Source organism: Roseateles sp. P5_E4 (genome assembly GCF_054049255.1).
On sequence record NZ_JBFUMS010000002.1, the window covers coordinates 722,542 to 746,586 of the forward strand.

Below are 24,045 nucleotides of genomic sequence, written 5' to 3' on the forward strand. Positions count from 1 at the left end.
CCATTCGCGCCCTGTCATGAGTGCCCAGAAGAACACCACGCCCAACCCCATCGACGCCTGTGTGCGCGACAACCTCGAAGCCTTTTTCCGTGATCTCGACGGCCAGGAGCCGCATTCGATGCACGAGATGCTGGTCAAGCTGGTCGAGAAACCACTGTTCGAGATCGTCATGCGTGAAGCCGGCGGCAACCAGAGCAAGGCCGCGCAATGGCTGGGCATCAACCGCAACACGCTGCGCCGCAAGCTGACCGATCACAATCTATAAGACTTTGCGGGTTGGACCTTTGAGCAAAGCGAAAAGCTCCGACCTCAACTGAACATGCTTTGCGGGTTGGACCTTCGAGCGCAGCGACAAGCTCCGACCCCAACTGATCAAGAATATGACCCAACTCACTGCATTGCTCTCGGTCTCCGACAAGACCGGCATCCTCGAATTCGCTTCAGCGCTGCACGCCCTGGGCGCCAAGCTGCTGTCCACCGGCGGCACCGCCAAGCTGCTGGCCGAAGCCGGCCTACCCGTCACCGAGGTGGCCGAGCACACCGGCTTCCCGGAAATGATGGACGGCCGCGTGAAGACGCTGCATCCCAAGATCCACGGCGGCCTGCTGGCCCGTGGTGACACGCCCGAGCATGTCGCGGCGATGGAGAAGCACGGCATCACGCGCATCGACATCCTGGCTGTCAATCTCTACCCCTTCGAGGCGACCGTGGCCAAGCCCGGCTGCACGCTGGAAGACGCCATCGAGAACATCGACATCGGCGGCCCGGCCATGGTGCGCAGCGCGGCCAAGAACTGGAAGGACGTGACGGTGCTGACCGACGCGGCCCAGTACGCCGCCGTGCTGGACGAACTGAAGGCGAATGGCAAGACCAGCGACAAGACGCGCTTCGCCGCCTCGGTCGCCGCCTTCAACCGCATCGCCCAGTACGACGCGGCCATCAGCAACTACTTGTCCGCGTTGCAGGAAGACGGCAGCAAGACCGAGTACCCGGCGCAGATGAACGCCACCTTCGTCAAGGTGCAGGACCTGCGCTACGGCGAGAACTCGCACCAGAGTGCGGCCCTCTATCGCGACCTGTTCCCGGCACCTGGGTCGCTGGTCACCGGCAAGCAGCTGCAGGGCAAGGAACTCTCGTACAACAACATCGCCGATGCCGATGCGGCCTGGGAATGCGTGAAGAGCTTTGACACGCCGGCCTGCGTCATCGTCAAGCACGCCAACCCCTGCGGCGTGGCCGTGGCCGGCACCGCGGCCGAGGCCTACAGCAAGGCCTTCAAGACCGACCCCACCAGCGCCTTTGGCGGCATCATCGCCTTCAACCGCGAAGTGGACGGCGCGGCGGCCCAGCTCGTCGCCAAGCAGTTCGTCGAAGTGCTGATGGCTCCCAGCTTCAGCGCCGAGGCGCTGGAGATCTTCAAGGCCAAGGCCAATGTGCGCCTCATGCAGATCGCGCTGCCGCCGGGCGGCCCACGCCCCTGGGACCAGGGCCGCAATGCCGGCGACAGCAAGCGCGTCGGCTCGGGCCTGCTGCTGCAAACGTCCGACAACCACTTCCTGAAGAAGGAAGACCTCAAGGTCGTCACGACGCTGCAGCCCACGGCCCAGCAGTTCGACGACCTGATGTTCGCCTGGACCGTCGCCCAGTACGTGAAGAGCAATGCCATCGTCTTCTGCGGCGGCGGCATGACGCTGGGTGTCGGCGCCGGCCAGATGAGCCGCCTCGACTCGGCCCGCATCGCCTCCATCAAGGCCCAGCATGCGTCCTTGAGCCTGCAGGGCTCGGCCGTGGCCAGCGATGCTTTCTTCCCCTTCCGCGACGGCCTGGACGTGCTGGCCGACGCGGGCGCGAGCTGCGTCATCCAGCCGGGTGGCTCCATGCGCGACGACGAAGTCATCGCTGCCGCCAACGAGCGCGGCATCGCGATGGTGGTCACAGGCGTACGCCATTTCCGCCATTAAAGAGCCCCTCGTCCAAGGAGTACCTTGGCCGGTCCCCCGAGGGGACGGCGATGCTTGCCGGATTGACCGGCAAGCACATCGCCAAGGCGGGCCGGCTCGGGAGCGGCCCAGCGCTCGGCCCGCAAATCCCATGAAATGCCCGTGTCACCTCGGGGACTAGACGCGCGCCTCTAGTCCAGGGCCTCCCCCGATGGTGGGGGCCCGTCTTGCGGTTAGCCTCGACGCACTAGATCGAGAACCGGAGACATGCCCATGGACACCGCCCTGCAGGAGCGCCTGCATCTGGCGCTGACGGCGCAACGCCGCGCCTACGAGGCCGACCGCATGCCCTCGTACGAGGTGCGCCGTGACCGCCTGCAACGGCTGCTCAAGATGACGCGCCAGCACGGCGAGGCGATCGCTAGCGCCATGGCCCAGGACTTCGGCCATCGCGCCCGCCAGGAATCGCTGCTGGCCGACATCTTCACCGTCGAGTCCGGCGCCCGCCACGCTATCAAGCATCTGCGCCGCTGGATGAAGACCCGGCGCGTCGCCACGCCGCTGCACTTCCTGCCCGGCCGCAATGTGCTGATGCGCCAACCGCTGGGTGTCGTGGGCATCGTGTCGCCCTGGAACTACCCCTACTACCTGGCGATGGAGCCGGCCGTCGCGGCGCTGGCCGCCGGCAACCGCGTGCTGATCAAGCCGTCCGAGCTGACGCCGGCCACTTCCGAGTTGATGGCCCGCCTCGTCGCCGAATACTTCAAGCCCGAAGAGATGCAGGTCATCACCGGTGACGCCGAAGTGGGCAAGGCCTTCACGACGCAGCCCTTCGACCACCTGTTCTTCACCGGCTCCACCGCCGTGGGCCGCCACGTGGCCCAGGCCGCGGCCAGGAACCTGACGCCGGTGACGCTGGAGCTCGGTGGCAAGTCGCCGGCCGTCGTCGACCGCAGCTGCAACCTCGACCTGACCGCGTCGCGCCTGGCCTTCGGCAAGCTCTTCAACGCCGGCCAGACCTGCGTCGCGCCCGACTACCTGCTGGTGCCCAAGGAGATGGTCGAGCCGCTGAGCCAGAAGATCCTGGCCGAGATGCGCCGCATGTACCCGCGCATCGCCGGCAATGCCGACTACACCAGCATCGCCACGCCGCGCCACCACGCGCGGCTGCAAGGCCTGCTCACCGACGCCGCCGAGCGCGGCGCCCGCGTGCTGCGCAGCCATGACGAGCAGCCCGATCCGCAACAGGACCGCCGCCTGGTGCCGGCCCTGCTGCTGGACGTGTCGGCCGAGGCGACCGTCATGCAGGAAGAAATCTTCGGCCCGCTGCTGCCCATCGTCGGCTACGACAAGGTCGACGAAGCCCTGGCCCACATCAACCGCGGTGATCGCCCGCTGGCGCTCTACTGGTTCGGCACCGACAGCGCTGCGCGCGACCACGTCATGCGCGAAACCCATGCCGGCGGCGTGACCATCAACGACTGCCTGTGGCATCTGGGCCAGGAGGAGCAGCCCTTCGGCGGCGTGGGCGCCAGCGGCATGGGCTCCTACCACGGTGAGTGGGGCTTCCGTACCTTCAGCAAGGAGAAGCCGCTGTTCATCCAGTCGCGCTTTGCCGGCACCAAGCTGTTCCAGCCGCCTTACGGTGCCACCTTCGAGAAACTCCTTTCGCTGCTGCGACGCATCGCCTGACCATGAACGACCCTCAAGCTTTCGACGAGACCCACGACGTCATCGTCATCGGCGGTGGCTCATCCGGCTCGGCGCTCGCCGGCCGGCTGAGCGAAGACCCCGGCACCCAGGTGTTGGTGCTGGAAGCCGGTGCCGACGTCAGCAACTGGCTGGGGACGGTGCCCACGGGTGCCGTGCTGATGGTGCCCAGCAAGCTGCACAACTACGCCTTCGAGACGGTGCCGCAGCCGGGCCTGAATGGCCGCCGCGGCTATGTGCCGCGCGGCAAGATGCTGGGTGGCTCGTCGGGCATCAACGCGATGGTCTACATCCGCGGTCAGCGCGAGGACTACGACCACTGGGCCGCGCTCGGCAACCCCGGCTGGGGCTGGAGCGATGTACTGCCCCACTTCATCAGGAGCGAGGGCAACGACACCTTCGGCGCCCCGCTGCATGGCCGCGATGGGCCGTTGAAGGTCAGCCAGCTGCGCACTGACAACCCGCTGCAGGCGGCCTGGGTGGCCGCGGGGCGTGAGGCGGGCCACGTCATCAACGCCGACTTCAATGGCGAAACGCAGGAAGGCGTTGGCATCTACCAGGTCACGCAGGACCGCGGCGAGCGTTGCAGTGCGGCCCGCGCCTACCTGCGCCCGCACCTCGGCCGGCCCAACCTGCGCGTGACCGTGCAGGCGCAAGTTCAGCGCATCCTGTTCGACGGCCGCCGCGCGGTGGGCGTGGAGGTGAAGGTGGGCGGCGTGCTGCGTCGGCTGCAGGCCAGGCGTGAGGTCGTGCTGGCGGCGGGCGCCATCCAGTCGCCGCAACTGCTGATGCTGTCCGGCGTGGGCGATGCGGCGCAACTGCAGGCGCAGGGCATCGCCGTGCTGCACCACCTGCCCGGTGTGGGTGCCAACCTGCAGGACCACCCGGACTTTGTGTTCGGCCTGCGCAGCAGCAGCCTCGACACCTTCGGCCTGTCGCTGCGCGGCGGGTTCGCTTTCTGGCGCGCCGTCCAGCGCTACCGCGCCGAGCGCCGCGGCATGCTGACCAGCAATTTCGCCGAAGGCGGTGGCTTCCTGCGCACCAGTGCCGCGCAGGCGCGGCCGAACATCCAGCTGCACTTCGTCGTCGCCGCCGTGGAGGACCACGCCCGCAAGATGCGCCTGGGGCACGGCATGTCCTGCCACGTGTGCCTGCTGCGCCCGCAGAGCCGCGGCACCGTCAGGCTGGCCGGTCGCGACGCCGGCACCGCGCCGCTGATCGACCCAGGCTTCTTCCAGCATGCCGACGACATGGCGCAGATGGTGGCCGGCTTCAAGCTCACGCGCGAGCTTCTGCACCAGCCGGCGCTGCGCGCGCACTGGCGCACCGAGATGTGGAGCACCGAGACGCACTCCGATGCCGACATCGAAGCCTTGCTGCGCCAGCGCGCCGACACCATCTACCACCCGGTGGGCAGCTGCAAGATGGGCACGGACGCGATGGCCGTGGTGGACGCCGAGCTGCGTGTGCACGGCCTGCAAAGCCTGCGCGTGGTGGATGCGTCCATCATGCCCACGCTGATCAGCGGCAACACCAACGCGCCGGCCATGATGATCGGCGAGAAGGCAGCGCAGATGATGCAGGTTGCAGCCCGCCAGCCCGAGATCGTTGCGCAGGCGGCCTGAGCATGATCCTGGAGATCGCGCAGCTTCAGGTGCGGCCTGGTCAGGGCGCTGAGTTCGAGAGGGCCTTTGCCGTCGCGCAGGGAATCATCTCGTTCATGCCCGGCTACCTGGGCCATGAGCTGCAGCGCTGCCTGGAGCGCGCCGATCACTACATGCTGCTGGTGCGCTGGGAGAGCGTCGAGCACCACGAGGTAGGCTTTCGCAAGTCCGAGGGCTACCAGGAATGGCGCCGGTTGCTGCACCACTTCTATGACCCGTTCCCGACGGTGCTGCACTACGAGCAGATTTGAAGCCTCGGGATGCGAACATGCGGTCCACGCATGTACAGCCCGCCACAAATCCGCCACGCCACGCCTGAGGACGCTGCCGCGCTCGCGGCCTTCGGCGCCCAGGCCTTCGCCGACACCTACCGTGACCTCAGCGACGCGCAGGAGATCGCCGACTATGTCGCCGAGCACTTCCAGCCCGAGGTCATGGCTGGCGTCATCCTGGACACCGCCTGCACGGTGCTGCTGGCCTGGGTGGACGAGCAGCTCGCCGGCTACGCCATCGTCAAGGTCGAGCCCGCGCCCGATTGCGTGGCGGGCCCGGCCCCCATCCATCTCTGGCGCATCTATCTCGGCGAGGGCTTCATCGGCCGTGGCCTGGGCGCGGCGCTGATGCATGAGGTGCATGCCGTGGCGCGCCGGCGCGGGGCGCAGACCCTGTGGCTGGGCGTCTACGACCGCAATGTGCGGGCCGTGGCCTTCTACGAGCGCTTCGGTTTCGCCCAGGTTGGCGGCCAGGAATTCCTTTTCGGCGGCCAGATCTACATCGACCCGGTCTATGCGGTCGCTGTGTGGCCCGCCGAACTGAAGGAGGCCTGCTGATGATCGAAGGTTCCTGCCTGTGCGGCAGCGTCCGTTGGCGTTTCGATGGCCAACCTGACGGCGCAACCGCCTGCAACTGCACAGCGTGTCGTCGCTATGGCACGCTTTGGGCCTACGACTATGTGGACGAAGGCATCCACATCACCGGCTCTACGCAGGCCTATGTGCGCGGCAAGGCGTTGGAATTCCATTTCTGCCCGACCTGCGGCTGCGTGACGCATTGGCGCGGGCTGAGGCTGGAAGCCGACGGGCGCCGCCGCATTGCCGTCAACCTGCGCCTGGCCGAGCCCGATGTGGTGGCGAGCATCCCGATCGATCACTTCGACGGCCTTGATACCTTCGATGACCTGCCACGCGATGGCCGATGCGTTTCCGATTATTGGTTTTAGTCCTACAGGTAAAGCCTTGAAACCGCACGGCTCGTCGCCAGATCAGGGGCGCAAACTGCCGTCTTCCCACGCGCGTGGCGGGTGGGTGATGGTTTGAGGAGTGTTGCGATGAAATTCCCCCGATTCCTGCTGCTTTGCATGGCCCTGCTAGGCACGCTCTGGCTGGGCACCGCCCAGGCGCTGCCTAACGTCGACGAGGTGCAGGCCGCTGCTCAGCGTGGCGACTACGCCGGCGCGGAGAAGATGATGCGCGAGGTTGTTGCGGCCAAGCCCGACAGCCCGCGCGCCCATTACGTGCTGGCCGAGATCCTGGCCCACCAGCGCCAGTTCCCTGAAGCCGCCGAGCACACGCGCCGCGCTCGCGCGTTGGACCCTGCCATCAAGTTCGCCGACGCCGCCAAGTTCAATGCCTTCGAACAGTTGCTGCAGCGTGAGCAGGCCGGGGTGGCGAAGTCCGTCGCGCCGACTGCCGTCAATGCGGCACCGCCGATGCGCGCCGCGCCGGTCGAGCGCAGCGAGAGCGGCGGTGGTGTGTCCCTCTGGCTGCTGATCGGTGGTGCCGTCATCTTCATCTGGCTGGCCATGCGCTGGATGCGCAACCGCACCGCCGCGCAGAGCCAGCAGCCGGCCATGGCGGGTGGTTATGGCCCAGGCGGCTATGGCGCTGGCGCTGGTTATGGGCCTGGCGGCATGCAGGCGCCAGGCTCGGGCGGCCCCGGCATGCTCGGCGTTGGTCTTGGCGTAGCGGGTGGCGTTGCCGCCGGCATGCTGGCCGAGAAGCTGCTCCATGGTGGCCATGACGAACGCAGCGTTGCGCGCGACACCGATACCAGCGGCGGCCTGATCCCCGGCAGCTTTGATTCCGGTGGCTCCAGCAGCGCCGCCGACGAACTGAGCCGCCGCGACGTCGACTTCGGCAGCGGCGACGGTTGGGGTGGCGGCGATGCGGGCGGCGGCGATTTGGGTGGCGGTGGCGGCGGCAGCGACGACTGGTAAGTCCTCACGGGCTGGCGCGGGGGCGGGCCCCGATAATCCCGCCCCATGACGCCAGCCGCTTTCACCGGCCAGTTGCTCTCCTTCATTGCCCGCCTCATCACGGGGGCTCAGGGCCACTGGAAGGGCTGCCCGCCGACGGCGGAGCAGCGCATCTACATCGCCAACCACCAGAGTCACTTCGATCTCGTCCTGATCTGGGCTGCCTTCCCGCATGATCTGCGCGCCACCACGCGCGCCATCGCCGCCCGCGACTACTGGACGACCAGTGCCCTCAAGCGCTGGCTGACCACCTCGGTCTTCAACGCCATCTACGTCAGCCGCGCACGCAGCAAGCCCGACGAGGACCCGCTGGAGCCCCTCGTCGAGGCACTGGCCAACGGCGACTCGCTGGTCATCTTTCCCGAGGGCACGCGGTCCAACAAGGGCAACCCGCAGCCCTTCAAGTCCGGCATCTACCACCTCGCCGAGCAATTCCCGCATGTGCAACTGATCCCGACCTGGATCGACAACGTGCAGCGCGTCATGCCCAAGGGCGAGGTCGTGCCCGTGCCCATCCTATGCACGGTGACCTTCGGTGCCCCCATCCAGCTGCAGGCCGGTGAGAGCAAGGCCGACTTCCTGTGCCGTGCCCGCGAGGCCGTCATGGAGCAGCGGCCCGACCCCTACTGGGTCGGCCGCGAAGAGGAGGGCCACTGATGCGCTGGCTCAAGGCCTTGACGCCCAGCGAGCAGGTGGCGCTGCTCTTCGTCGTGCTGTTCGGCTTCCTGATGCTGCTGACGGTGGGGCTGTTCCTGAATTCGCTGCGCGAACGCGAGAACGAGGACGAACGCCTGAAGTCCCAGCTCGCCTGGGAGCGCGTGCGCCGCGACCTGCGCGCCGCCTGGATCGGCGGCTGCATGTTCTGGGTGGCGTGGATTTCCGGGCCGCTCGGCGCGACGCTGCTGTTCGCGCTGTTCTCCTTCCTGGCGCTGCGCGAGTTCATCACCCTCGTGCACACCGAGCGCAGCGATCACCGCACCCTCATCGTCGCCTTCTTCGTGCTGCTGCCCATCCAGTACATGATCTGCGGCACGCGCTTCTTCGACCTGTTCACCGTCTTCCTGCCCGTCTACGGCTTCCTGGTGCTGCCCATCGTCAGCGCGTTGGCGGGCGACCCGCGGCGCTTCCTGGAGCGCAACGCCAAGATCCAGTGGGGCGTCATGGTCTGCGTCTACGGCCTGTCGCACGCGCCGGCGCTGCTGCTGCTGGATATTCCGGGCAACACCGGCCGCGGCGCCTTCCTGCTGTTCTTCCTGGTCATGGTCGTGGCGGCCTCGCAGATCGCGCAGGAGATCGCCACCCGCGCGATGCGCCGCCGTCCGGTGGCCCGGCAGATCAGCCGCAGCTTCTCGATGCGGGCCTGGTGGATCGGCACCTGCACCGGCGCCCTGGCCGGCCTGCTGCTGTACTGGATCACGCCGTTCAAGGCCGGCCAGGCGCTGGCCATGGCCTTCCTGACCGCCGGTGCTGCGGGCTTCGGCGGCCTGGTCATGAAGGCCCTGAAGAAGGACGCCGGCGTGCTGTACTGGGGCAACCGCAGCTCCATCACCGGCGCCGTCGGCCTGCTCGACCGCATCGCGGTGCTGTGCTTTGCGGCGCCAGTGCTGTTCCATTCGGCGAACTGGTACTACCGGTGAAATGATGGAGCCCCTCGCCCAGTCTCGCCGCGCTGAACGCGGGCAAGCCCAGTCGGTCCCCCAAGGGGACGGCGATGCTTGGCGGATCGACCGCCAAGCACATCGCCCCAGGCGGGCCGGCTTGGGAGCGGCCCTGCGCTCGGCCCGCAGAACCGCTATCTAACATGAGAATTCTCGGCATTGACCCCGGCCTGCAGACCACCGGTTTTGGTGTCATCGAAGCCGACGGCCCGCGGCTGGCCTATGTGGCCAGCGGCACCATCAAGACCAACGCCGTCGCCACCGGCGACCTGCCGGCGCGGCTGAAGATCCTGTTCGATGGCATCCGCGAGGTCACGGCGCGCTACCAGCCGCAGTGCGCGGCGGTGGAGATCGTCTTCGTCAACGTGAACCCGCAGTCCACGCTGCTGCTCGGCCAGGCGCGCGGCGCGGCCATCACCGCGCTGGTGTCCGCCGACCTGCTCGTCAGCGAGTACACCGCCCTGCAAATGAAGAAGGCCATCGTCGGCCACGGCCACGCCAAGAAGGAGCAGATCCAGGCCATGGTGCAGCGCCTGCTGAACCTGCCCGGCCTGCCCGGCAAGGACGCCGCCGATGCGCTGGGCATCGCCATCATGCATGCGCATGCACGTGTCAGCTTCGAAGCGATGAGCCGCAGCACGACGCTGGAGCGGCGGCAGCATGCGCAGTTCAAGGGCGGGCGGACGTACTAAGAAGAACGGCCCGCCTAAGCGGGCCGTCGAAGCGACGCGGGTCGCGCTCAGATCAGCTTGCGGCGACGAGCGAGGAAGCCGACGACACCGAGGCCGCCCAGCATCAGGGCATAGCTTTCGGGTTCCGGTACTGCGCTGATGCTCAGCGTGCCACCTTGATCGATGCCGTTGATCGCATAGTTGAAATTGCTTGCACCGAAGTTCGAGAACAGATCTACGGCGCCACCACCTTGGGTCGCGAAGCGGCCATTGGGGCCTGTCAGCGTGCCACCTTCGAACTTCACATAGGGGTCGGTGGCCTGTGCCAGCGTGTAGGTCTGGCCCTGAAAGCTGAAGCTCAGCGAGGTCAGGCCGAAGTCGCCGTCGAAGCCGCCAGCCGACACCACGGCGTCGTCGAAAGAGAAGCTGCCGTTCAGCACCGTGGCTGTGGGGGCGGTGTCGAAGCTGCCGGTGAAGTTGTACGTGGCGGCCTGAGCGGCGCCGGCCAGAGTCAGGGCCGCCAGGGCCAGGATAGATTTGCGATTCATTTTGTATTTCCTCAGAACTTGAAGCTGGTGGCCGTGACTGCTGCGCAGGCAATGCCCTTGAGCTGCAGCAGCGGCTTGGACTTGATGGGGCCGGCAGCGCCGTCAGCGTCGATGCCGATGATTGCGCCGGTGGCATTGGCCGTGCAGGTCACATGGCCGCTGGCGAGCGGGTCTGCGCTGGCAATGCCATTCGCAGTCAGCAGCTTGGTCAATACCAGCGTATCCACACCGGGCTTGAAGTCAGTGATGACGTCGCCGGCGTCCCCCATGCTGCGATAGACGAACTGGTTGCGGCCGCCGTTGCCAGTCAGCGTATCGGCGCCCGGGCCACCTTCGATGATGTCGTCGCCTGCCGTGCCGACGATGTTGTCGCGGCCGTCGGTACCGGTGAAGCCCTTGGTCAGGTCCAGCCCAATCAGCATCGGGTCATGGTCCGACGCACGGAACTGGTTGGGCTGGTACCAGTCATTGCCGGCGGCCTTGTCCTCGGTGTTGTAGTCGATCCATTCCGGCTCGTCGGCGTTGATGTGCCAGCTGGTCGCGCCCGTCACCTTGGCGGCGATGGCGGCGGTGCCCAGGCCGTGGTCGAGGCGGCCGGCGCTGGCGTCGAAGACATAGCTGTAGTCGGCCGGGTCGAACAGGCTGACCAAGTCGACGATGCCGGCGCTGGTCAGCAGGTCGATCGGGTCTTCCTTGGCGTAGGAATTGAAGTCGCCGAGCATGATGACGCGGTCGGTGCCGGCCGTGGCCGTGACGGTGGGCAGCCAGTCCAGTAGGCGCTGGGCCTGCTGCTTGCGCTGCAGGTTCCAGCAGCCCTGCAGGTCGCCGGTGTCGCCGTTGGCGCCGGTGCCGCAGCTGCCCTTGGACTTCAGGTGGTTGACGACGACGGCGAACTTCTCGCCGTTGGGGGCCACGAAGCCCTGGGCAAAGGTCGGCCGGTTGTTGATGGCGTTGTCGTCGGACATCGACGCACCCATCAGGCCGAGCTTGGCCGGCTTGTAGATCATGGCCACGCGGATGGCGTCGGTGCCCGTGGACGGCGGCAGCGGCACGGCGGCATAGGTGTTGACGCCCATCATGGCGTTGAGGCCGTCGACGAGGTTCTGCACGGCGAAGTTGCCGCTGTTCTGGATCTCCATCAGGCCGACGACGTCGGCGTTCAGGCCCGACAGGGCGGCCAGGATCTTGGTGCGCTGGCGATCGAACTCCGCCTGATTGTCCGCACCGCGGCAGCCGGCGCTCGGGCAGGCGCCGCCGCCCGGCACGGCACCGCCGTTGGTGAACGTCGTGAAGAAGTTCAGCACGTTGGAGCTGGCCACGCGGACATTGCCGCCCACGGCCGGCGGCGCCAGCGGGCGCGCGATCGGGCGGGCGAACACCGGCGCGGCGGTCGGGTGGATCTTGTAGGCCAGCGGGCCGGTGGCCGAGTCGGTCGAGGGGCCGAAGTCGACGACACCGGTCACGCCATCGACCGTGTCACCGGCGCGCACCGTGCCGTCCTGCCACAGGTAGGGCGTGGGGTTGGGGAACTTGGTGGCGCTGCTGTCATCCAGCACGACGCTGCGGGCCAGGTTGGCGGCCTGCATCGCCAGTGCCGCCGGGCCGGGGCGCAGCACGTTGGTGGGGTTGAGCGTGCGGCCGCCGGCCGACACGGTCAGCTGGCCCCAGCTGCCGACGAAGTTGGTCTGGTTGACGGTCAGCGGGTCGGTGATGTGGACCAGCATGCCCTCATAGCGCTCCATGTCCGACTGGCTGGCCAGGGATGCCAGGCTGACCTCGACGGGCAGGGGCAGCGGGTTGCCGGTGCTGACGACGGTGATGTTGGTGACGCTGCTCAGCTCGGTCAGCGGGTTGGCCTGGCTGGCGGCGCTGCTCGAGACCGAATATTCCTGCACCTTGGCCGACACATTGACCTTGTCGCCGACGGCCACGGTGGGCGCCGTGCTCGTGAACACGAAGATGCCGTCGGAGGTCGCCGGGTCGCCGTCGCCGTCCGGGTCCTGCAGGTAGAAGCCGTTGTTGATCAGCTTGGTGACGACGCCACCGGTCGTGACGCTCGTGCCATCCATGCCGCTCTTGGCACCCGAACCCTGGATGGCGGGGATTTTGACGACACCGCTGACCGACAGCTTGAATGTGCAGCTCGCCGTCTGGGCTTCGTCGTTGTCCCACTTCAGGCCGAGGTTGTAGTTGCCGGCCGCGAGTGTGTTGTCGACGTTGATCTGCTGGGTCGCAGCCACGCCATCGGCGCTTGCGCCGACGAAGCTGCCCAGAGTCACACCGGCGGGCAAGGCGCCGACCACGCTGGCCGCATTGACGCGGCTGTCGCTGTCGGTCGCGCTGACGACGAAGCTGGAGGCTGCGCCGGACACGGCGGCCTGGTCGGGGCAGCTCGGGATGATGGGCTGGTTGACGTTGCCGCCGCCGCAGAGGTTGGCGGGCGTGGCGCCATTGCGCGGGCTGACGGGCCCAACCGTGAAATCGGCGCTGTTGGCGTTGGTGTCGGTGCAGCCGGCAGCGTTGCGCAGCGCTGCCGTGGTGGCGGCCAGCGCGGGCGTGGGGCTGCCTTCAACGGGCGTCGAGCTGCCGTAGGACAGGATGTCTTCCACGCCGGTCGGCGCAGCCACGGCAGGCAGCGTCGTGCCATTGGTGACGAGGGCGACCTTGCCCGAGGCGCCACTCATGTTGATTGCGCCCGACGTGACGTCGATGTCGGGTGTGGGGAGTGCCACGCCCGCGGCGCCGCCGGAAGCTTCGGCGATCAGGTAGTAGCGGCCCGGCTGCAGCACGACGCCGGCCGGGATGACGGTCTTGTTGGTCCAGCTGGTGCCGGCGGCCGAGGCGTACTGCACCGACCAGCCGCCAATCGTCACCGGCGTCGTGCCGGCGTTGAAGAGCTCGATGAAGTCGCGGCTGTAGGTGGCGTTGGCGTTGCCGCCCCCGCCATAAACCTGGCTGATCACAACCCCGCTGGTCGAGGCCAGCACGGCGGGCGCGGCGAAGGCCGCGGCGAGGAGGGAGACCAGTGGTTTGATTCGCATGACTATTTAGTAAAAATTGCCGCAATGGGCGCGGATGCTAACGACCACCTGTGACGGTTTGACCCGCCGCATTCAGGGGGGTGCCATCGGGCATGATCCCGGCCCATGTCGCCAGCACTGCTTTTGCTCGGGGTTCTCACCTATTTCGCGCTGCTATTGGTACTGGCGCGGTGCGTCTCGCACGGTTCGGGGGCTGAGGGTTTCTATGTGGGGGGCAGGGAAAGTCCCTGGCCGGTCGTTGCCTTCGGAATGATCGGGACGTCGCTGTCCGGCGTCACTTTCATCAGCGTGCCGGGCTCGGTCGCGATCAGCGGCTTCACCTATCTGCAGATCGCGGTTGGCCAAGTGGTCGGCTATGCCGTCATCGCCCTCGTGCTGCTGCCGGCCTATCACCGGCTCAAGCTGGCCTCCATCTACGGCCTGCTCGGTGACCGGCTCGGCCCCGCAGCGCAGCGCCTGGGTTCGGCCTTCTTCGTGCTGAGCCGCACGCTGGGTGCGACGGCACGGCTCTACCTCGTCGTGGCCGTGCTGCACACGCTGATCCTGCAGCCGCTGGGCGTGCCGTTTGGGGTGGGCGCGGCGGTCGTGCTGGTGATGATCCTGCTCTACACCGTGGAGGGCGGCGTGAAGGCGCTGGTGTGGACGGACACGCTGCAGACCGCGGGCATGCTGACCGGCCTGGTCGTCTGCTTGGCGCTGCTGTGGCAGACCGGTGCGTTGGCGCAGATCGATGCCGCTGGCCTGAGCCGCGTCTGGGTCGGCGATCCGCTCTCCCGCGATTTCTCCGCCAAGGCGCTGCTGGCCGGCATGTTCATTGCCATCGCGATGACGGGGCTGGACCAGGAAATGATGCAGAAGAGCCTGTCGGTTGCGAAGCTCCGTGACGCGCAGAAGAACGTGCTCGTGCTGGCCGTGCTGATGCTCGTCGTTGTTGCGGCCTTCCTGCTGCTGGGCGGGCTGCTGACGCTGTTCGCTCAAGCGCACGGCATCGCGGTCAAGGGCGACGCACTGTTCCCCACCGTCGTCATGCAGTACCTGCCGGCCTGGGTGCAGGTCGTCTTCGTGCTGGCTCTGGTGTCGGCCCTGCTGCCCAGCGCCGACGGCGCGCTGACCGCGCTGACGGCCAGCACCTGCCTGGACCTGCTGCGCCTGCCACGCGAGGACGTGCGCACGCGGCGGCGCGTGCACCTCGGCTTTGCGGTGCTGTTCCTGGCACTCGTGCTCGGCTTCAAGGCCCTGGACAGCACCAGCATGATCTTTCTGATCCTGAAGCTGGCGGGCTACACCTACGGGCCGCTGCTAGGGCTGTTCGCGTTTGCGATGTTCACGCCGAGGGCGGTGTCGGGGCGGGCGCTGGTCGGCGTTTGCGTGGCCGCGCCGCTGCTGTGCGCGGTGCTTGATTTCGGACAGCCTTGGGGCGGTTATCAGATCGGGTTGGAATTGCTCTTGCTAAACGGCGTGCTGACCTGGACGGGTTTGTGGCTGGTGGCGCGGCGGCCGGCACGGAGGGAGAACATCGCATGAGTCCTGAAATGACCTTGAAGCCCTTGCGGCCCTGGAAGGAAGTCCTGTGCGACTGGGTAGCCGAGGTGGCCTTGAAGGTCGGCCGGCCGGGGGCCGACTTGCTGGAGCGCGCCCTGAGCCTTATGACTTCAGCCCGGAACGCTATGTCGAAATCCGCTATCCCTTCGGTTGCACGCACAAGATCAACGCGGCCTTTGTCGTGGTCAGGCCAGCGGCCAGCCTGGCCGCCGTGTTTTCGGAGCATGCCGGCTATCTGGAGTTCGAGCTGGTCGAGGGCTGCGCGGTCGTGGAGATCCGGGAAGACATCTATTGGCAGAGCTAGGGCTTCGCCGACCAAGTGACGCACGCCATGCCCATGTGACCCCTATGAATTTCATGGCCTTCATCGCCTCTGCGCTGGCATCGGTACTGGCTTTCTCCGCCCATGCGGATGAGCCTTCGAGAGCAATGCCCACACCAGTTCACCGATCTCTGGAGGCGGTCGTCAGCATCACTGTGGCGACGCAGCGGGAACTCCTGATGCCCTCGGTCGGTTCGGGCATGGTCATTCGCTCCGACGGGCTGATCCTGACGTCGGCGAGCCTGTTCGAGGGTCAGGGCAACATCACCGTGGAGACTGCAGATCGGTCCAGCTACGTCGGCGAAATGGTTGGCAAAGACAAGATCAGCGGGCTTGCGCTCCTTCGCATTGCCGCAAAGGATTTGAGAACCGTCACGCTTGGCGATGACGAGCCCACCAAGCCAGGGCGCAAGGTCTGGGCGCTTGGCCGAACCTCTGCGGCTGCTGGCGGAAAGCCGTTGTTGGCAGCCGGCGCGGTCAGTGCGAGTTTGCCTATCGCCAAAGTGCCGCTGTTCGTGGAGTCGACAGTACAGCTGGTTGCTGGCATGGGCGGGGGGCCGCTGCTGGATGAGGAAAGCGGCCGCGTCATTGGCGTCAATGGGCTGCTATGGGCGCCGCCCAAAGGCCAGGCCATCGCGCTGTCGGTTCCGGTCGCTGCTTTCAAGCGCATCGAAGCGCAGCTGCTGTCTGTGGGCAGAGTTCGCTATGGATCGATTGGCGTGACGTCGACGACGCTCACTGCGCAGCAGGCTGCAGGCGCCGGGCTGCCACGTGGCGGGGCGCTCGTGCGCACCGTCAGGAAGACCGCAGGCGAGCCGCCGCCACTGCTGGAGGTGGGCGATCTGGTGTTGATGTTCGACGGCAAGCCGGTCGATGACATGATGGATCTCGCATCGGCCGTTCGATCCGCCGAGCCCGGGACGACCAAAGCCATCAGCGTTCTTCGTCGAGGTACCGTGCACCACCTCGACGTGCCCGTCGTGGAAATGCCTGCGCGGGATTAGAGGCTGCGGATGGCTGATGGGATACGGAGATGAAGATGTCTTGGCCTGGCTCACCCATCGATGGCCTCACGGCCATCGAACTGACGTCGTCGCACACCCCGGCGCTGGCGCGCTTCTTCGCGGCCAACCCTGCGTACTTTCTCGCCGTGCAGGGCGAACCTGCCCGGCCCGGTGATGCACGCGAGGAGATCGAGGAGGCGCTGCCAGAAGGCATTCCGCATACGAGGAAATGGGTCATCGGCTATGTCCGCCCAGACGGCGAGATCGTCGCGATGGCCAACTTGGTCTCGGACATTTTTGCGCCGTCTGTCTGGAACGTCAGCACCTTCATCGTCGAGACCGCTCGCCATGGCTCGGGCGATGCGCGGCGCCTGTACGACAGCATCGAAGCCTGGGCAATTCGGTCGGGCGCTCGCTGGCTGCGGCTGGGCGTGGTGATCGGCAACACCAGGGCCGAGCGCTTCTGGGCCTCGATGGGCTATGCCGAAACCCAGGTTCGCAGCGGCTTCCACATCGGAGATCAGGTCAACGAACTCCGTGTCATGTTCAAGCCCCTGGCAGGAGGCTCCCTGGCGGAATACCTGGCATCGGTACCGCGAGACCGACCGGCACCCTAACCTTCAAAGGGAGTGCCGCTGCGGCGACACTCCGAACCCTGCATGTCCGTTCCCGTCGCTTCTTCGCCTTCCAGCCTGTCCCGCATGCTCGCCGCCTTCGTGCGTGAGCACTGGCGCGCCTATGCGGCCGCAGGCGTGATGCTCACCTGCATCGCCGCATTGACCGTCTGGATCCCCCGCCAGGTCGGCCATGTCGTCGACGACCTCGTCGCCGGCGGCCTGAAGGGTGATTCGCTGCTGAAACAACTCGGCCGGCTCGTGCTGGCCGGGCTCGTCATCTACCTGCTGCGCGCCGGCTGGCGGCTGACCCTCTTCAAAGCGTCCTTCCAGCTCGGCGCACGACTGCGCACGCGGCTCTACGCGCGCCTTGCGCTGCAAGGCCCCACCTACTTCCAGTCCCAGCGCACCGGCGACCTGATGGCGCTGGCGACCAATGACATCGACACCGTCGAGCAGGCCGCCGGCGAGGCGATGCTGGCGGGCTTTGATGGCACGCAGACGCTGGTGCTGGTGCTCGCGATGATGACGATCGGCATCGACTGGCGCCTGGGCCTCGCGGCCCTCGTGCCCTTTCCGTTGATGGCGCTGGCTTTCTGGTGGATCTCCAACCATCTGCACCAGGCCGCGCAGGACTCACTGGGCGCCTTCAGTGGCCTGAACCACCAGGTGCAGGAAAGCCTGTCCGGCGTGCGCACAGTGCGGGCCCTGGGGCTCGTCGCGCGCAGTGAGGCGCAGTTCACCGAGCTGGCCGAGAAGGCGGCCGAGGCGAGCTTTCGCTCGCAGCGCTGGGAGGCTGCCTACGAGCCCGCCGTCGGCATGACGCTGTCCGCCGCGTTCGCCATCGCGCTGGCCGTGGGCGGCTGGCTGGTGGCGCGCGGCGAGATCAGCATCGGTCAGCTGACGGCCTTCACGATGTACCTCGGCCAGTTGATCTGGCCAATGTTCGCGGCGGGTTGGGTACTGGCATTGCTGGAGCGCGGGCGCGCGGCCTGGACGCGGCTGGCGCCGGTGCTGGACGCGCCGCTGACACTGACCGATGAGGGCAGGGCGGCGCTGCCGGCCCACGCCGAACTGCGCGCCGACGGGCTGACCTTCAGCTTCCCCGGCGCCAAACGGCCGGCGTTGGAAGGCGTGGACCTGGCACTCGCACCGGGCAAGACGCTGGGCGTCGTCGGCGCGACCGGTGCGGGTAAATCCACTTTCGTGCGCTTGCTGCTGCGCCAGTCCGAGCCGGACGCGGGCCGGCTGACGCTGGGTGGTGTCGCATTGCCAGAACTGCCGCTCGCTACGCTGCGCGCCCACATCGCCTGGGTGCCGCAGGAGCCGTTTTTGTTCTCGGCCTCGGTGGCTGACAACATCGCGCTGGCCAAGCCCGGCGCAACGCGCGAAGAGATCGAGGCTGCAGCACGCCTGGCTGCCGTGCACGACGACATCGCCCGCCTGCCTGAGGGCTACGCCACGGAGGTCGGCGAACGCGGCGTGACGCTGTCGGGCGGTCAGCGCCAGCGCGTCGCCATTGCACGGGCGCTATTGAGCGATGCACCGTTGCTGGTGCTGGACGATGCGCTGTCCGCCGTCGACACCGGCACCGAGACCGACATCCTCGACCACCTGCGCGAGCTGCGTGCCGCGCGGCCTGATCGCAGCGTCATCGTCATTGCGCATCGACTCTCGGCCGTGATGGATGCCGACGAAGTCATCGTGCTCAAGCAGGGCCATGTCATCGAGCGCGGCACGCATCAACAGTTGCTGGAGTTGGGCGGCTGGTATGCCGCTCAGTGGCGCTATCAACAGATCGAGGCCAGCCTTGAAGCCGCCTGAAATGGAGCCCCTCGCCCAATCTTGCCTGGCTGAACGCAGGCGAGCCTGGTCGATCCCCCGAGGGGATGGCGATGCTCGCGTCATCGAGCCGCGAGCACATCGCCAGTGCGGGCCGGCTTGGGAGCGGCCCTGCGCACGGCCCGAAATGCAATGCGCGGTGGAGCGCCCTAAATGAAGAAAGAGACACCGTGGAAGAGCGTCGGTTTGCTGCTCGATGCGGCCAAGCCTGAGAAACCCCACCTCATCCAGGGCGGTATCTGGCTCGTCCTCGCCGCCGGCCTGGAGGTGCTCGGCCCGATCCTCGGCAAGCGCTACATCGACCACCACCTGCTGCCGCGCCAGTTCGTCGTCGCCGAAATGGCCACGCTGCTGGCGCTGATGCTGTTGACCGGCTGGGCCGCGAGCTGGATCCGCTACGCCCAGCTGTCGCGCATGGCCGGTGTCGCGCGCCGCTCGGTGCTGCGGCTGCGCGAGCGGGTCTACGCGCATGTGCTGGCGCTACCCATGGCCTTCTTCGACAAGGCCATCACCGGCCAGCTCGTCAGCCGCGTCACCAACGACACCGAGGCGGTGAACCAGCTCTACCGCCAGGTGCTCTACGTGATGCTGGACTCGACCATCGTCGTCTTCGGCTCGCTGGTGGCGATGGCCTTTCTCGACTGGCGGTTGATGCTCATCGTCGCGACGCTGGTGCCGGCCATGGTGGTCATCATCCTGGGCTACCAGAAGCTGTCGGCGCCGGCGGTGGCGCGCACGCGCCAGCTGCGCAGCGACATCAACGCGCAGATGGCCGAGAGCATGGCCGGCATGGCGGTGCTGCAGGCCAGCGGTGCGGCCGGGCGCTTTGGCGCGCGCTTCGAGACGACGAATGCCGAGCACCGCCTGTCGCGCATCGCCGAGCTGCGCGCCAACGCCTGGCTGCTGCGCCCGGCGCTGGACCTGATGAACGTGCTGCTGCTCGTCACCGTCATCTACAGCTTCGGGCGGCGAGAGATGTCGGGGCTGGAGGTCGGGCTGCTTTACGCCTTCCTGAGCTACATCGCCCGGGTGGTGGAGCCGCTGATCCAGATCACCATGCAGTTCGGCCAGCTGCAGCAGGCCATGGTGGCGGCGTCGCGCGTGCGCACGCTGCTGGAGGAGGATGAGCACCGCGGCCCGGCCCAGGACGGCCGCGGGATTGCCCAGGGCAGCATCCGCATCGAGGGGCTGAGCTTCGGCTACGACCCTGCAAGGCCGGTGCTGCATGGCGTCGACGTGGACATCGCGGCGGGCAGCTTTGTCGGCATCGTCGGCCACACCGGCAGCGGCAAGAGCACGCTGCTATCGCTGCTGCTGCGCTTCTACACAGCGCAGGCCGGGCGCATCACGGTGGACGGCCAGCCGCTGGCCAGCGTGCCGGACGCGGCCTTTCGCGACGCGGTGGGGCTGGTGCCGCAGGAGCCTTATCTGATGTCGGCCAGCGTGCGCGACAACATCGCGATGGGCCGGCCGGGCATCAGCGAGGACGACATCCAGGACGCGGCCACGGCGGCCCGCGCGCACGACTTCATCAGGGCGCTGCCGCAGGGCTATGACACCCGGCTGGGCGAGGGCGGGGCGCGCGTATCGACCGGGCAGAAGCAGTTGCTGGCGATGGCGCGGGCATTGGCAGGCTCACCGCGCATCCTGTTCCTGGATGAGGCGACCAGCAATATCGACAGCGCCACCGAGCAGCGCGTGGGTGAGGCGCTGACGGCGCTGCGCGGGCGCGTGACGGTGGTGGCCATCGCGCACCGGCTGTCGACCATCCGCGCCGCCGACCAGATCCTCGTGCTCAACCACGGACACCTGCAGGAGCGTGGTTCGCACGAGGCGCTGATGGCGATCGAAGGCGGCTTGTACCGCCGCCTGGTCGAACTGCAGACACTGGAAGAGCCCGACGCCGAAGCCGAGCCTGTCTGACCTGCGTCAAGGCGCCGTTGCGCTCCGCGGCCTAGGCTGCGCGACCATGAATGAACTCGTCCGCACTTCGCCGCAAGTCCTGATCTGCGGCGCCGGCCCGGCCGGCCTGGCGCTGGCCTGCGCGCTGCACGACCGCGGCCTGGCCGTGCGCGTGCTGGAGCAGGCCGATGCCACCACGCAGGCCGCCCCCGCGGACGATGGCCGTGAGATCGCACTCACCCACCGCTCGCGCCGCGCGCTGGAAAACCTGGGTTTGTGGGAGCACCTGAGCGACATCGCGCCGCTGCGCCGCGCCAGTGTGCGCTCCAGCGGCTCACGCACGGCGCTGCCTTTCGAGTCGAGTGGGCAGGATCTCGGCTGGCTGGTGGCCAACCACCGCATCCGCGCCGCGGCCTGGGCCGGCGCGCAGCAGCGCGGCATCGAGGTGCTCTGCGGCCGCACGGTCGTCGGCTTTTGCCGCGAGGGCGAGATGGCCACCGCGGACACGCGTTGCGGTGAGCGCCACCTGGCACCGCTGGTCGTCGCGGCCGACAGCCGTTTTTCGCCGCTGCGCCGCCTGGCCGGCATCGGCGCCCGCCATCACGACTTCGGCCGCAGCGCGCTGCTCGTACCGCTCGCGCACGAGCGCGACCATGAAGGCGTGGCTCAGGAATGTTTTCTGCGAGGCCACACGCTGGCGCTGCTGCCCAAGACGGGGCGGCGATGCTCGGCGGTGTGGACGGTGGCGAATACCGAGCTGCCGCGCCTGGCGGCGATGGACGAGGTGGCGCTGGCCGCCGCCATCGAAGCCGCCGCCGAGGGCCGGCTGGGGCCGATGCGCGTCGACGGTGCCCGCCATATCTATCCGTTGGTGGCTGTATGGGCCGAGCGTTTCGTCGCGCCGCGCCTGGCGCTCATCGGCGACGCGGCGGTGGGCATGCACCCGGTCACCGCGCATGGCTACAACCTGGGGCTCTACGGCATCGAAGCGTTGGCGCAGCGGCTGGATGCGGCCCGCGATCCGGGCGAGATGAGCGCGCTGCTGGCCTATGAGGCGGAGCACCGCCGTGCGGCGGGGCCGCTGTATGCCGGCACGAATGCGCTGGTGCGCTTCTTCACGGACGACCGCGCGCCGGTGTTGGCGCTGCGCCGCGCCGTCATCGACATCGCCCGCCATCTGCCGCCGCTGCGCGCGGCAATCACGCGCCGGCTGGTGGACGCCTAGCGGCCCTGCGCTTCCAGCACGCTCAAGGACCCGCGCAGCGAACGCAGCGCCTGTTCCATCGGCGTCTCGCCCGGTGCGGGCAGCAGGCGCGCCTCGCGGCTGGCCAGCACATCCTCGCGCAGCGCCAGGCCGGCGCGCGCGAACTGTGGCTTCAGCACCGCCGCGCGTTCGCGCAGCAGCTCGCGTGTAGCCTGGTAGGCATGCTCGGCGAGATGGCGGCGCTGGCTGTAGCTGAAGGTGTTGGCCATGAAGAGCTCGGCATCGCGCGGGTCCGGCTCGAACAGCAGGATGTCGGTGTGCGGATGCGTCAGCTCATAGCCCTTCAGCCCGAGGGCCAGGCGCGAATGGATCAGCGAGCGGAAGGTCTGCGACAGCACCAGCGGCAGGCCGCCGTCCACCAGGCGGTGGATGCGCGGCTGCAGCGCGCGCAGGGCCGGGCGGCCGAGCTTGCTGGCCAGCTTCTTGGCGCGGCGCGAGCGCGCATCGCGCGGCGACAGGCGGTTGCTCTCGTAGGGCACGAGCGGGTTCAGGCAGATCAGCAGGTCCAGGCCGCGGTCCAGCAGCACGGAAGCGTGCAGAGTCTTCTTCAATGCGCCGTCCACGTAATGCCGGCCGTCGATCTCGACCGGCGGAAACAGGCCAGGCAGCGCCGCGCTGGCCTGCACGGCCTGCGAGATGGGCACATGGTCCCAGCCCTCGGCGCCGAAGGGGATGGCTTCGCCGGTGTCCAGGTCGGTGGCCACCAGCACGAGGCGATGGCGCAGGTCGCGGAAGTCGTTGCTGCGGCCGGGCTCGGCGAAAACCTGGGTCAGCGCCTCGCCGAACCGTTCGCTGGACAGCAGGCCGGTGGGCAGCACGCGGCCCAGGCGCTCGATGGCGCCGAGCAGGGAGCGGCCTTCCAGCAGCACCTCGCGGGCGGCGTCGGCCAGCAGGCCGGGCAGCAGGCGCAGACGTTCGCCGAACTCGGTCCAGGCGGGCTGCAGCAGCTCGGCGGGGTCGAAGCGGTCGGGTGCTTCGGCGGTGTTCTCGATGAAGGCGGCGCAGAGCTGGCGCGGCGTCATGCCGTTGGCCAGGCCGGCGGCGATGAAGCCGCCCGCGCTCACGCCGATGTAGCCGTCGCAGGCGGTGAAGTCGAGGCCGCCAACGGCCTCCTCCAAAGCACAAAGGGCGCCAACTTCATAGATGGCGCCCAGTGGGCCTCCGCCTGCCAGGGCCAAACCGATCTTCGGTTGGCTCATGGTCAGAGAGAGTTACTTGCTCAGGCTTGAGCGGCTTGCTCGGCGGCCGGTGCGGCGGCAGCCTTCTTGGCAGCCGGGGCGCGCTTGGCCGGAGCAGCCTTCTTCGCCGGGGCGGCAGCCTTCTTGGCGGGAGCGGCAACCTTCTTGGCCACAGCCTTGACGGCGGCCTTCACCGGAGCGGCCTTCTTGGCAACAGCCTTCTTGGCGGGCGCAGCCTTGGCGACGACGGCCTTCTTCACGGCAGCAGCCTTCTTGACGACGGCCTTCTTGGCCTTGGCAGCGGGCGAAGCCTTCTTCAGGCCGGCCGACACGGCCAGGTCGTCGATGCGCTTGATCAGGCTCTGCACGTCGCTGGCGGACGGCACGTTCAGGGTCTTCAGCGCCTTGGCGACGCGTTGCTCGAAGATGCTTTCCAGCTTGTCCCAGTGCTGGCCGGCCTTGGCGCCGACATCACCAGCCATGCCGCTGACCTTGGTGGCCACGGCGCTGAGCTTTTCCTCAGCGGCGGATTGGGTCTTCTTCTGCAATTTGAGTCCTTCCGAAACGAGGGCCTCGAAAACCTTGCCGCCTTCGCCCTGGGCCTTGGCGAAAGAGGCCAGACCGGCGGCCCAGATCTGCTGGGCGCTGTCCTTGACATTCTTGGCCATGTCGCCATCGAGCAGGCCAGCCGGGAAGCCGGTGGCGGCCGAGGCCTTCTTCTTGTCTGCCATCTTTTGAAGCTTCTTGACCATTTGGGTGTCCTTGCGAGTTAGCGCGGTTTGTTGGGATCAGCCGCCGGGACTGTAGCGGCGCGATCCCCCTTCAGCACGGCCATTCCTAGTGAGTGCGCTCTACGATGGCGAAGGCCGTTTCCTGGGGAAAGTGCCCAGC

The 24,045-nt window shown here is 67.8% G+C and carries 22 protein-coding genes; 18 read left to right on the forward strand and 4 right to left on the reverse strand.

Translation table 11 applies throughout. The features are described from left to right. Positions 1–16 precede the first annotated feature (16 nt). The 11 genes from ACXJLH_RS05945 to ruvC all read left to right on the forward strand — a co-directional run bounded on the left by ACXJLH_RS05945 (position 17) and on the right by ruvC (position 9,918). Positions 17–265: a helix-turn-helix domain-containing protein gene (locus ACXJLH_RS05945; protein WP_056202949.1), complete on the forward strand. Its 249-nt coding sequence runs from the start codon at positions 17–19 to the stop codon at positions 263–265. 115 nt (positions 266–380) lie between these two features. Next, positions 381–1,961, forward strand: coding sequence for a bifunctional phosphoribosylaminoimidazolecarboxamide formyltransferase/IMP cyclohydrolase (gene purH, locus ACXJLH_RS05950; RefSeq protein ID WP_457442921.1), 1,581 nt, complete (start codon positions 381–383; stop codon positions 1,959–1,961). A gap of 252 nt (positions 1,962–2,213) precedes the next feature. Next, positions 2,214–3,632 (forward strand): coniferyl aldehyde dehydrogenase, encoded by a 1,419-nt coding sequence (locus tag ACXJLH_RS05955; protein ID WP_457442923.1) that lies wholly within the window; start codon positions 2,214–2,216, stop codon positions 3,630–3,632. A gap of 2 nt (positions 3,633–3,634) precedes the next feature. Then, the gene (locus tag ACXJLH_RS05960) at positions 3,635–5,275 is read left to right on the forward strand and encodes a GMC family oxidoreductase (RefSeq protein WP_457442925.1); all 1,641 of its coding nucleotides are present in this window, start codon (positions 3,635–3,637) and stop codon (positions 5,273–5,275) included. Positions 5,276–5,277: 2 nt separating this feature from the next. After that, a complete protein-coding gene (locus ACXJLH_RS05965; protein ID WP_457442927.1) occupies positions 5,278–5,565 on the forward strand; it encodes an antibiotic biosynthesis monooxygenase family protein in 288 nt (95 codons plus the stop codon). A 30-nt stretch (positions 5,566–5,595) separates the two neighbouring features. Beyond that, positions 5,596–6,144, forward strand: coding sequence for a GNAT family N-acetyltransferase (locus ACXJLH_RS05970; protein ID WP_457442929.1), 549 nt, complete (start codon positions 5,596–5,598; stop codon positions 6,142–6,144). After that, a complete protein-coding gene (locus tag ACXJLH_RS05975) occupies positions 6,144–6,533 on the forward strand; it encodes a GFA family protein (RefSeq protein WP_457442930.1) in 390 nt (129 codons plus the stop codon). The genes ACXJLH_RS05970 and ACXJLH_RS05975 overlap by 1 nt, the downstream gene beginning before the upstream one ends. 108 nt (positions 6,534–6,641) lie before the next feature. Next, on the forward strand, positions 6,642–7,529 hold the full coding sequence (locus ACXJLH_RS05980) for a tetratricopeptide repeat protein (RefSeq protein WP_457324201.1): 888 nt from the start codon (positions 6,642–6,644) through the stop codon (positions 7,527–7,529). Between the two features lie 45 nt (positions 7,530–7,574). Continuing rightward, positions 7,575–8,225 carry a lysophospholipid acyltransferase family protein gene (locus ACXJLH_RS05985; RefSeq protein WP_457389166.1) on the forward strand — a complete coding sequence of 217 codons (651 nt, stop codon included), beginning with the start codon at positions 7,575–7,577 and terminating at the stop codon, positions 8,223–8,225. Continuing rightward, complete coding sequence (locus ACXJLH_RS05990; protein ID WP_457442932.1) at positions 8,225–9,205, forward strand: phosphatidate cytidylyltransferase; 981 nt, start codon at positions 8,225–8,227, stop codon at positions 9,203–9,205. Before ACXJLH_RS05985 ends, ACXJLH_RS05990 begins: the two co-directional genes overlap by 1 nt. A 164-nt stretch (positions 9,206–9,369) precedes the next feature. Next, on the forward strand, positions 9,370–9,918 hold the full coding sequence (gene ruvC, locus ACXJLH_RS05995; protein ID WP_457442934.1) for a crossover junction endodeoxyribonuclease RuvC: 549 nt from the start codon (positions 9,370–9,372) through the stop codon (positions 9,916–9,918). Positions 9,919–9,965: 47 nt separating this feature from the next. Here ruvC and ACXJLH_RS06000 read toward each other — a convergent pair whose 3' ends face one another. Both ACXJLH_RS06000 and ACXJLH_RS06005 read right to left on the reverse strand, forming a co-directional pair. After that, a complete protein-coding gene (locus ACXJLH_RS06000) occupies positions 9,966–10,445 on the reverse strand; it encodes an FxDxF family PEP-CTERM protein (RefSeq protein ID WP_057296820.1) in 480 nt (159 codons plus the stop codon). Between the two features lie 11 nt (positions 10,446–10,456). Next, a complete protein-coding gene (locus ACXJLH_RS06005) occupies positions 10,457–13,486 on the reverse strand; it encodes an ExeM/NucH family extracellular endonuclease (protein ID WP_457442936.1) in 3,030 nt (1,009 codons plus the stop codon). Positions 13,487–13,591: 105 nt separating this feature from the next. On the opposite strand from ACXJLH_RS06005, the gene ACXJLH_RS06010 reads away from it, so the two are divergent. The 7 genes from ACXJLH_RS06010 to ubiM all read left to right on the forward strand — a co-directional run bounded on the left by ACXJLH_RS06010 (position 13,592) and on the right by ubiM (position 21,937). After that, positions 13,592–15,010, forward strand: coding sequence for a sodium:solute symporter (locus ACXJLH_RS06010; protein ID WP_457442938.1), 1,419 nt, complete (start codon positions 13,592–13,594; stop codon positions 15,008–15,010). Positions 15,011–15,056: 46 nt separating this feature from the next. Beyond that, positions 15,057–15,332 (forward strand): hypothetical protein, encoded by a 276-nt coding sequence (locus ACXJLH_RS06015; RefSeq protein ID WP_457350175.1) that lies wholly within the window; start codon positions 15,057–15,059, stop codon positions 15,330–15,332. A gap of 44 nt (positions 15,333–15,376) precedes the next feature. Continuing rightward, positions 15,377–16,354 carry a S1C family serine protease gene (locus ACXJLH_RS06020; RefSeq protein WP_457350173.1) on the forward strand — a complete coding sequence of 326 codons (978 nt, stop codon included), beginning with the start codon at positions 15,377–15,379 and terminating at the stop codon, positions 16,352–16,354. 35 nt (positions 16,355–16,389) lie between these two features. Continuing rightward, positions 16,390–16,971 carry a GNAT family N-acetyltransferase gene (locus ACXJLH_RS06025; protein ID WP_457350171.1) on the forward strand — a complete coding sequence of 194 codons (582 nt, stop codon included), beginning with the start codon at positions 16,390–16,392 and terminating at the stop codon, positions 16,969–16,971. A 42-nt stretch (positions 16,972–17,013) separates the two neighbouring features. Beyond that, a complete protein-coding gene (locus ACXJLH_RS06030; RefSeq protein WP_457442940.1) occupies positions 17,014–18,792 on the forward strand; it encodes an ABC transporter ATP-binding protein in 1,779 nt (592 codons plus the stop codon). Between the two features lie 171 nt (positions 18,793–18,963). Continuing rightward, positions 18,964–20,733: an ABC transporter ATP-binding protein gene (locus ACXJLH_RS06035; protein ID WP_457442942.1), complete on the forward strand. Its 1,770-nt coding sequence runs from the start codon at positions 18,964–18,966 to the stop codon at positions 20,731–20,733. A gap of 46 nt (positions 20,734–20,779) precedes the next feature. Next, complete coding sequence (ubiM, locus tag ACXJLH_RS06040) at positions 20,780–21,937, forward strand: 5-demethoxyubiquinol-8 5-hydroxylase UbiM (protein WP_457442944.1); 1,158 nt, start codon at positions 20,780–20,782, stop codon at positions 21,935–21,937. Here ubiM and ACXJLH_RS06045 read toward each other — a convergent pair. Both ACXJLH_RS06045 and ACXJLH_RS06050 read right to left on the reverse strand, forming a co-directional pair. Continuing rightward, positions 21,934–23,175, reverse strand: a complete 1,242-nt coding sequence (locus ACXJLH_RS06045) for a patatin-like phospholipase family protein (RefSeq protein WP_457442946.1) — start codon at positions 23,173–23,175, stop codon at positions 21,934–21,936. The genes ubiM and ACXJLH_RS06045 overlap by 4 nt on opposite strands. 20 nt (positions 23,176–23,195) lie before the next feature. Next, positions 23,196–23,906: a phasin family protein gene (locus ACXJLH_RS06050; RefSeq protein ID WP_056203002.1), complete on the reverse strand. Its 711-nt coding sequence runs from the start codon at positions 23,904–23,906 to the stop codon at positions 23,196–23,198. Positions 23,907–24,045 lie beyond the last annotated feature (139 nt).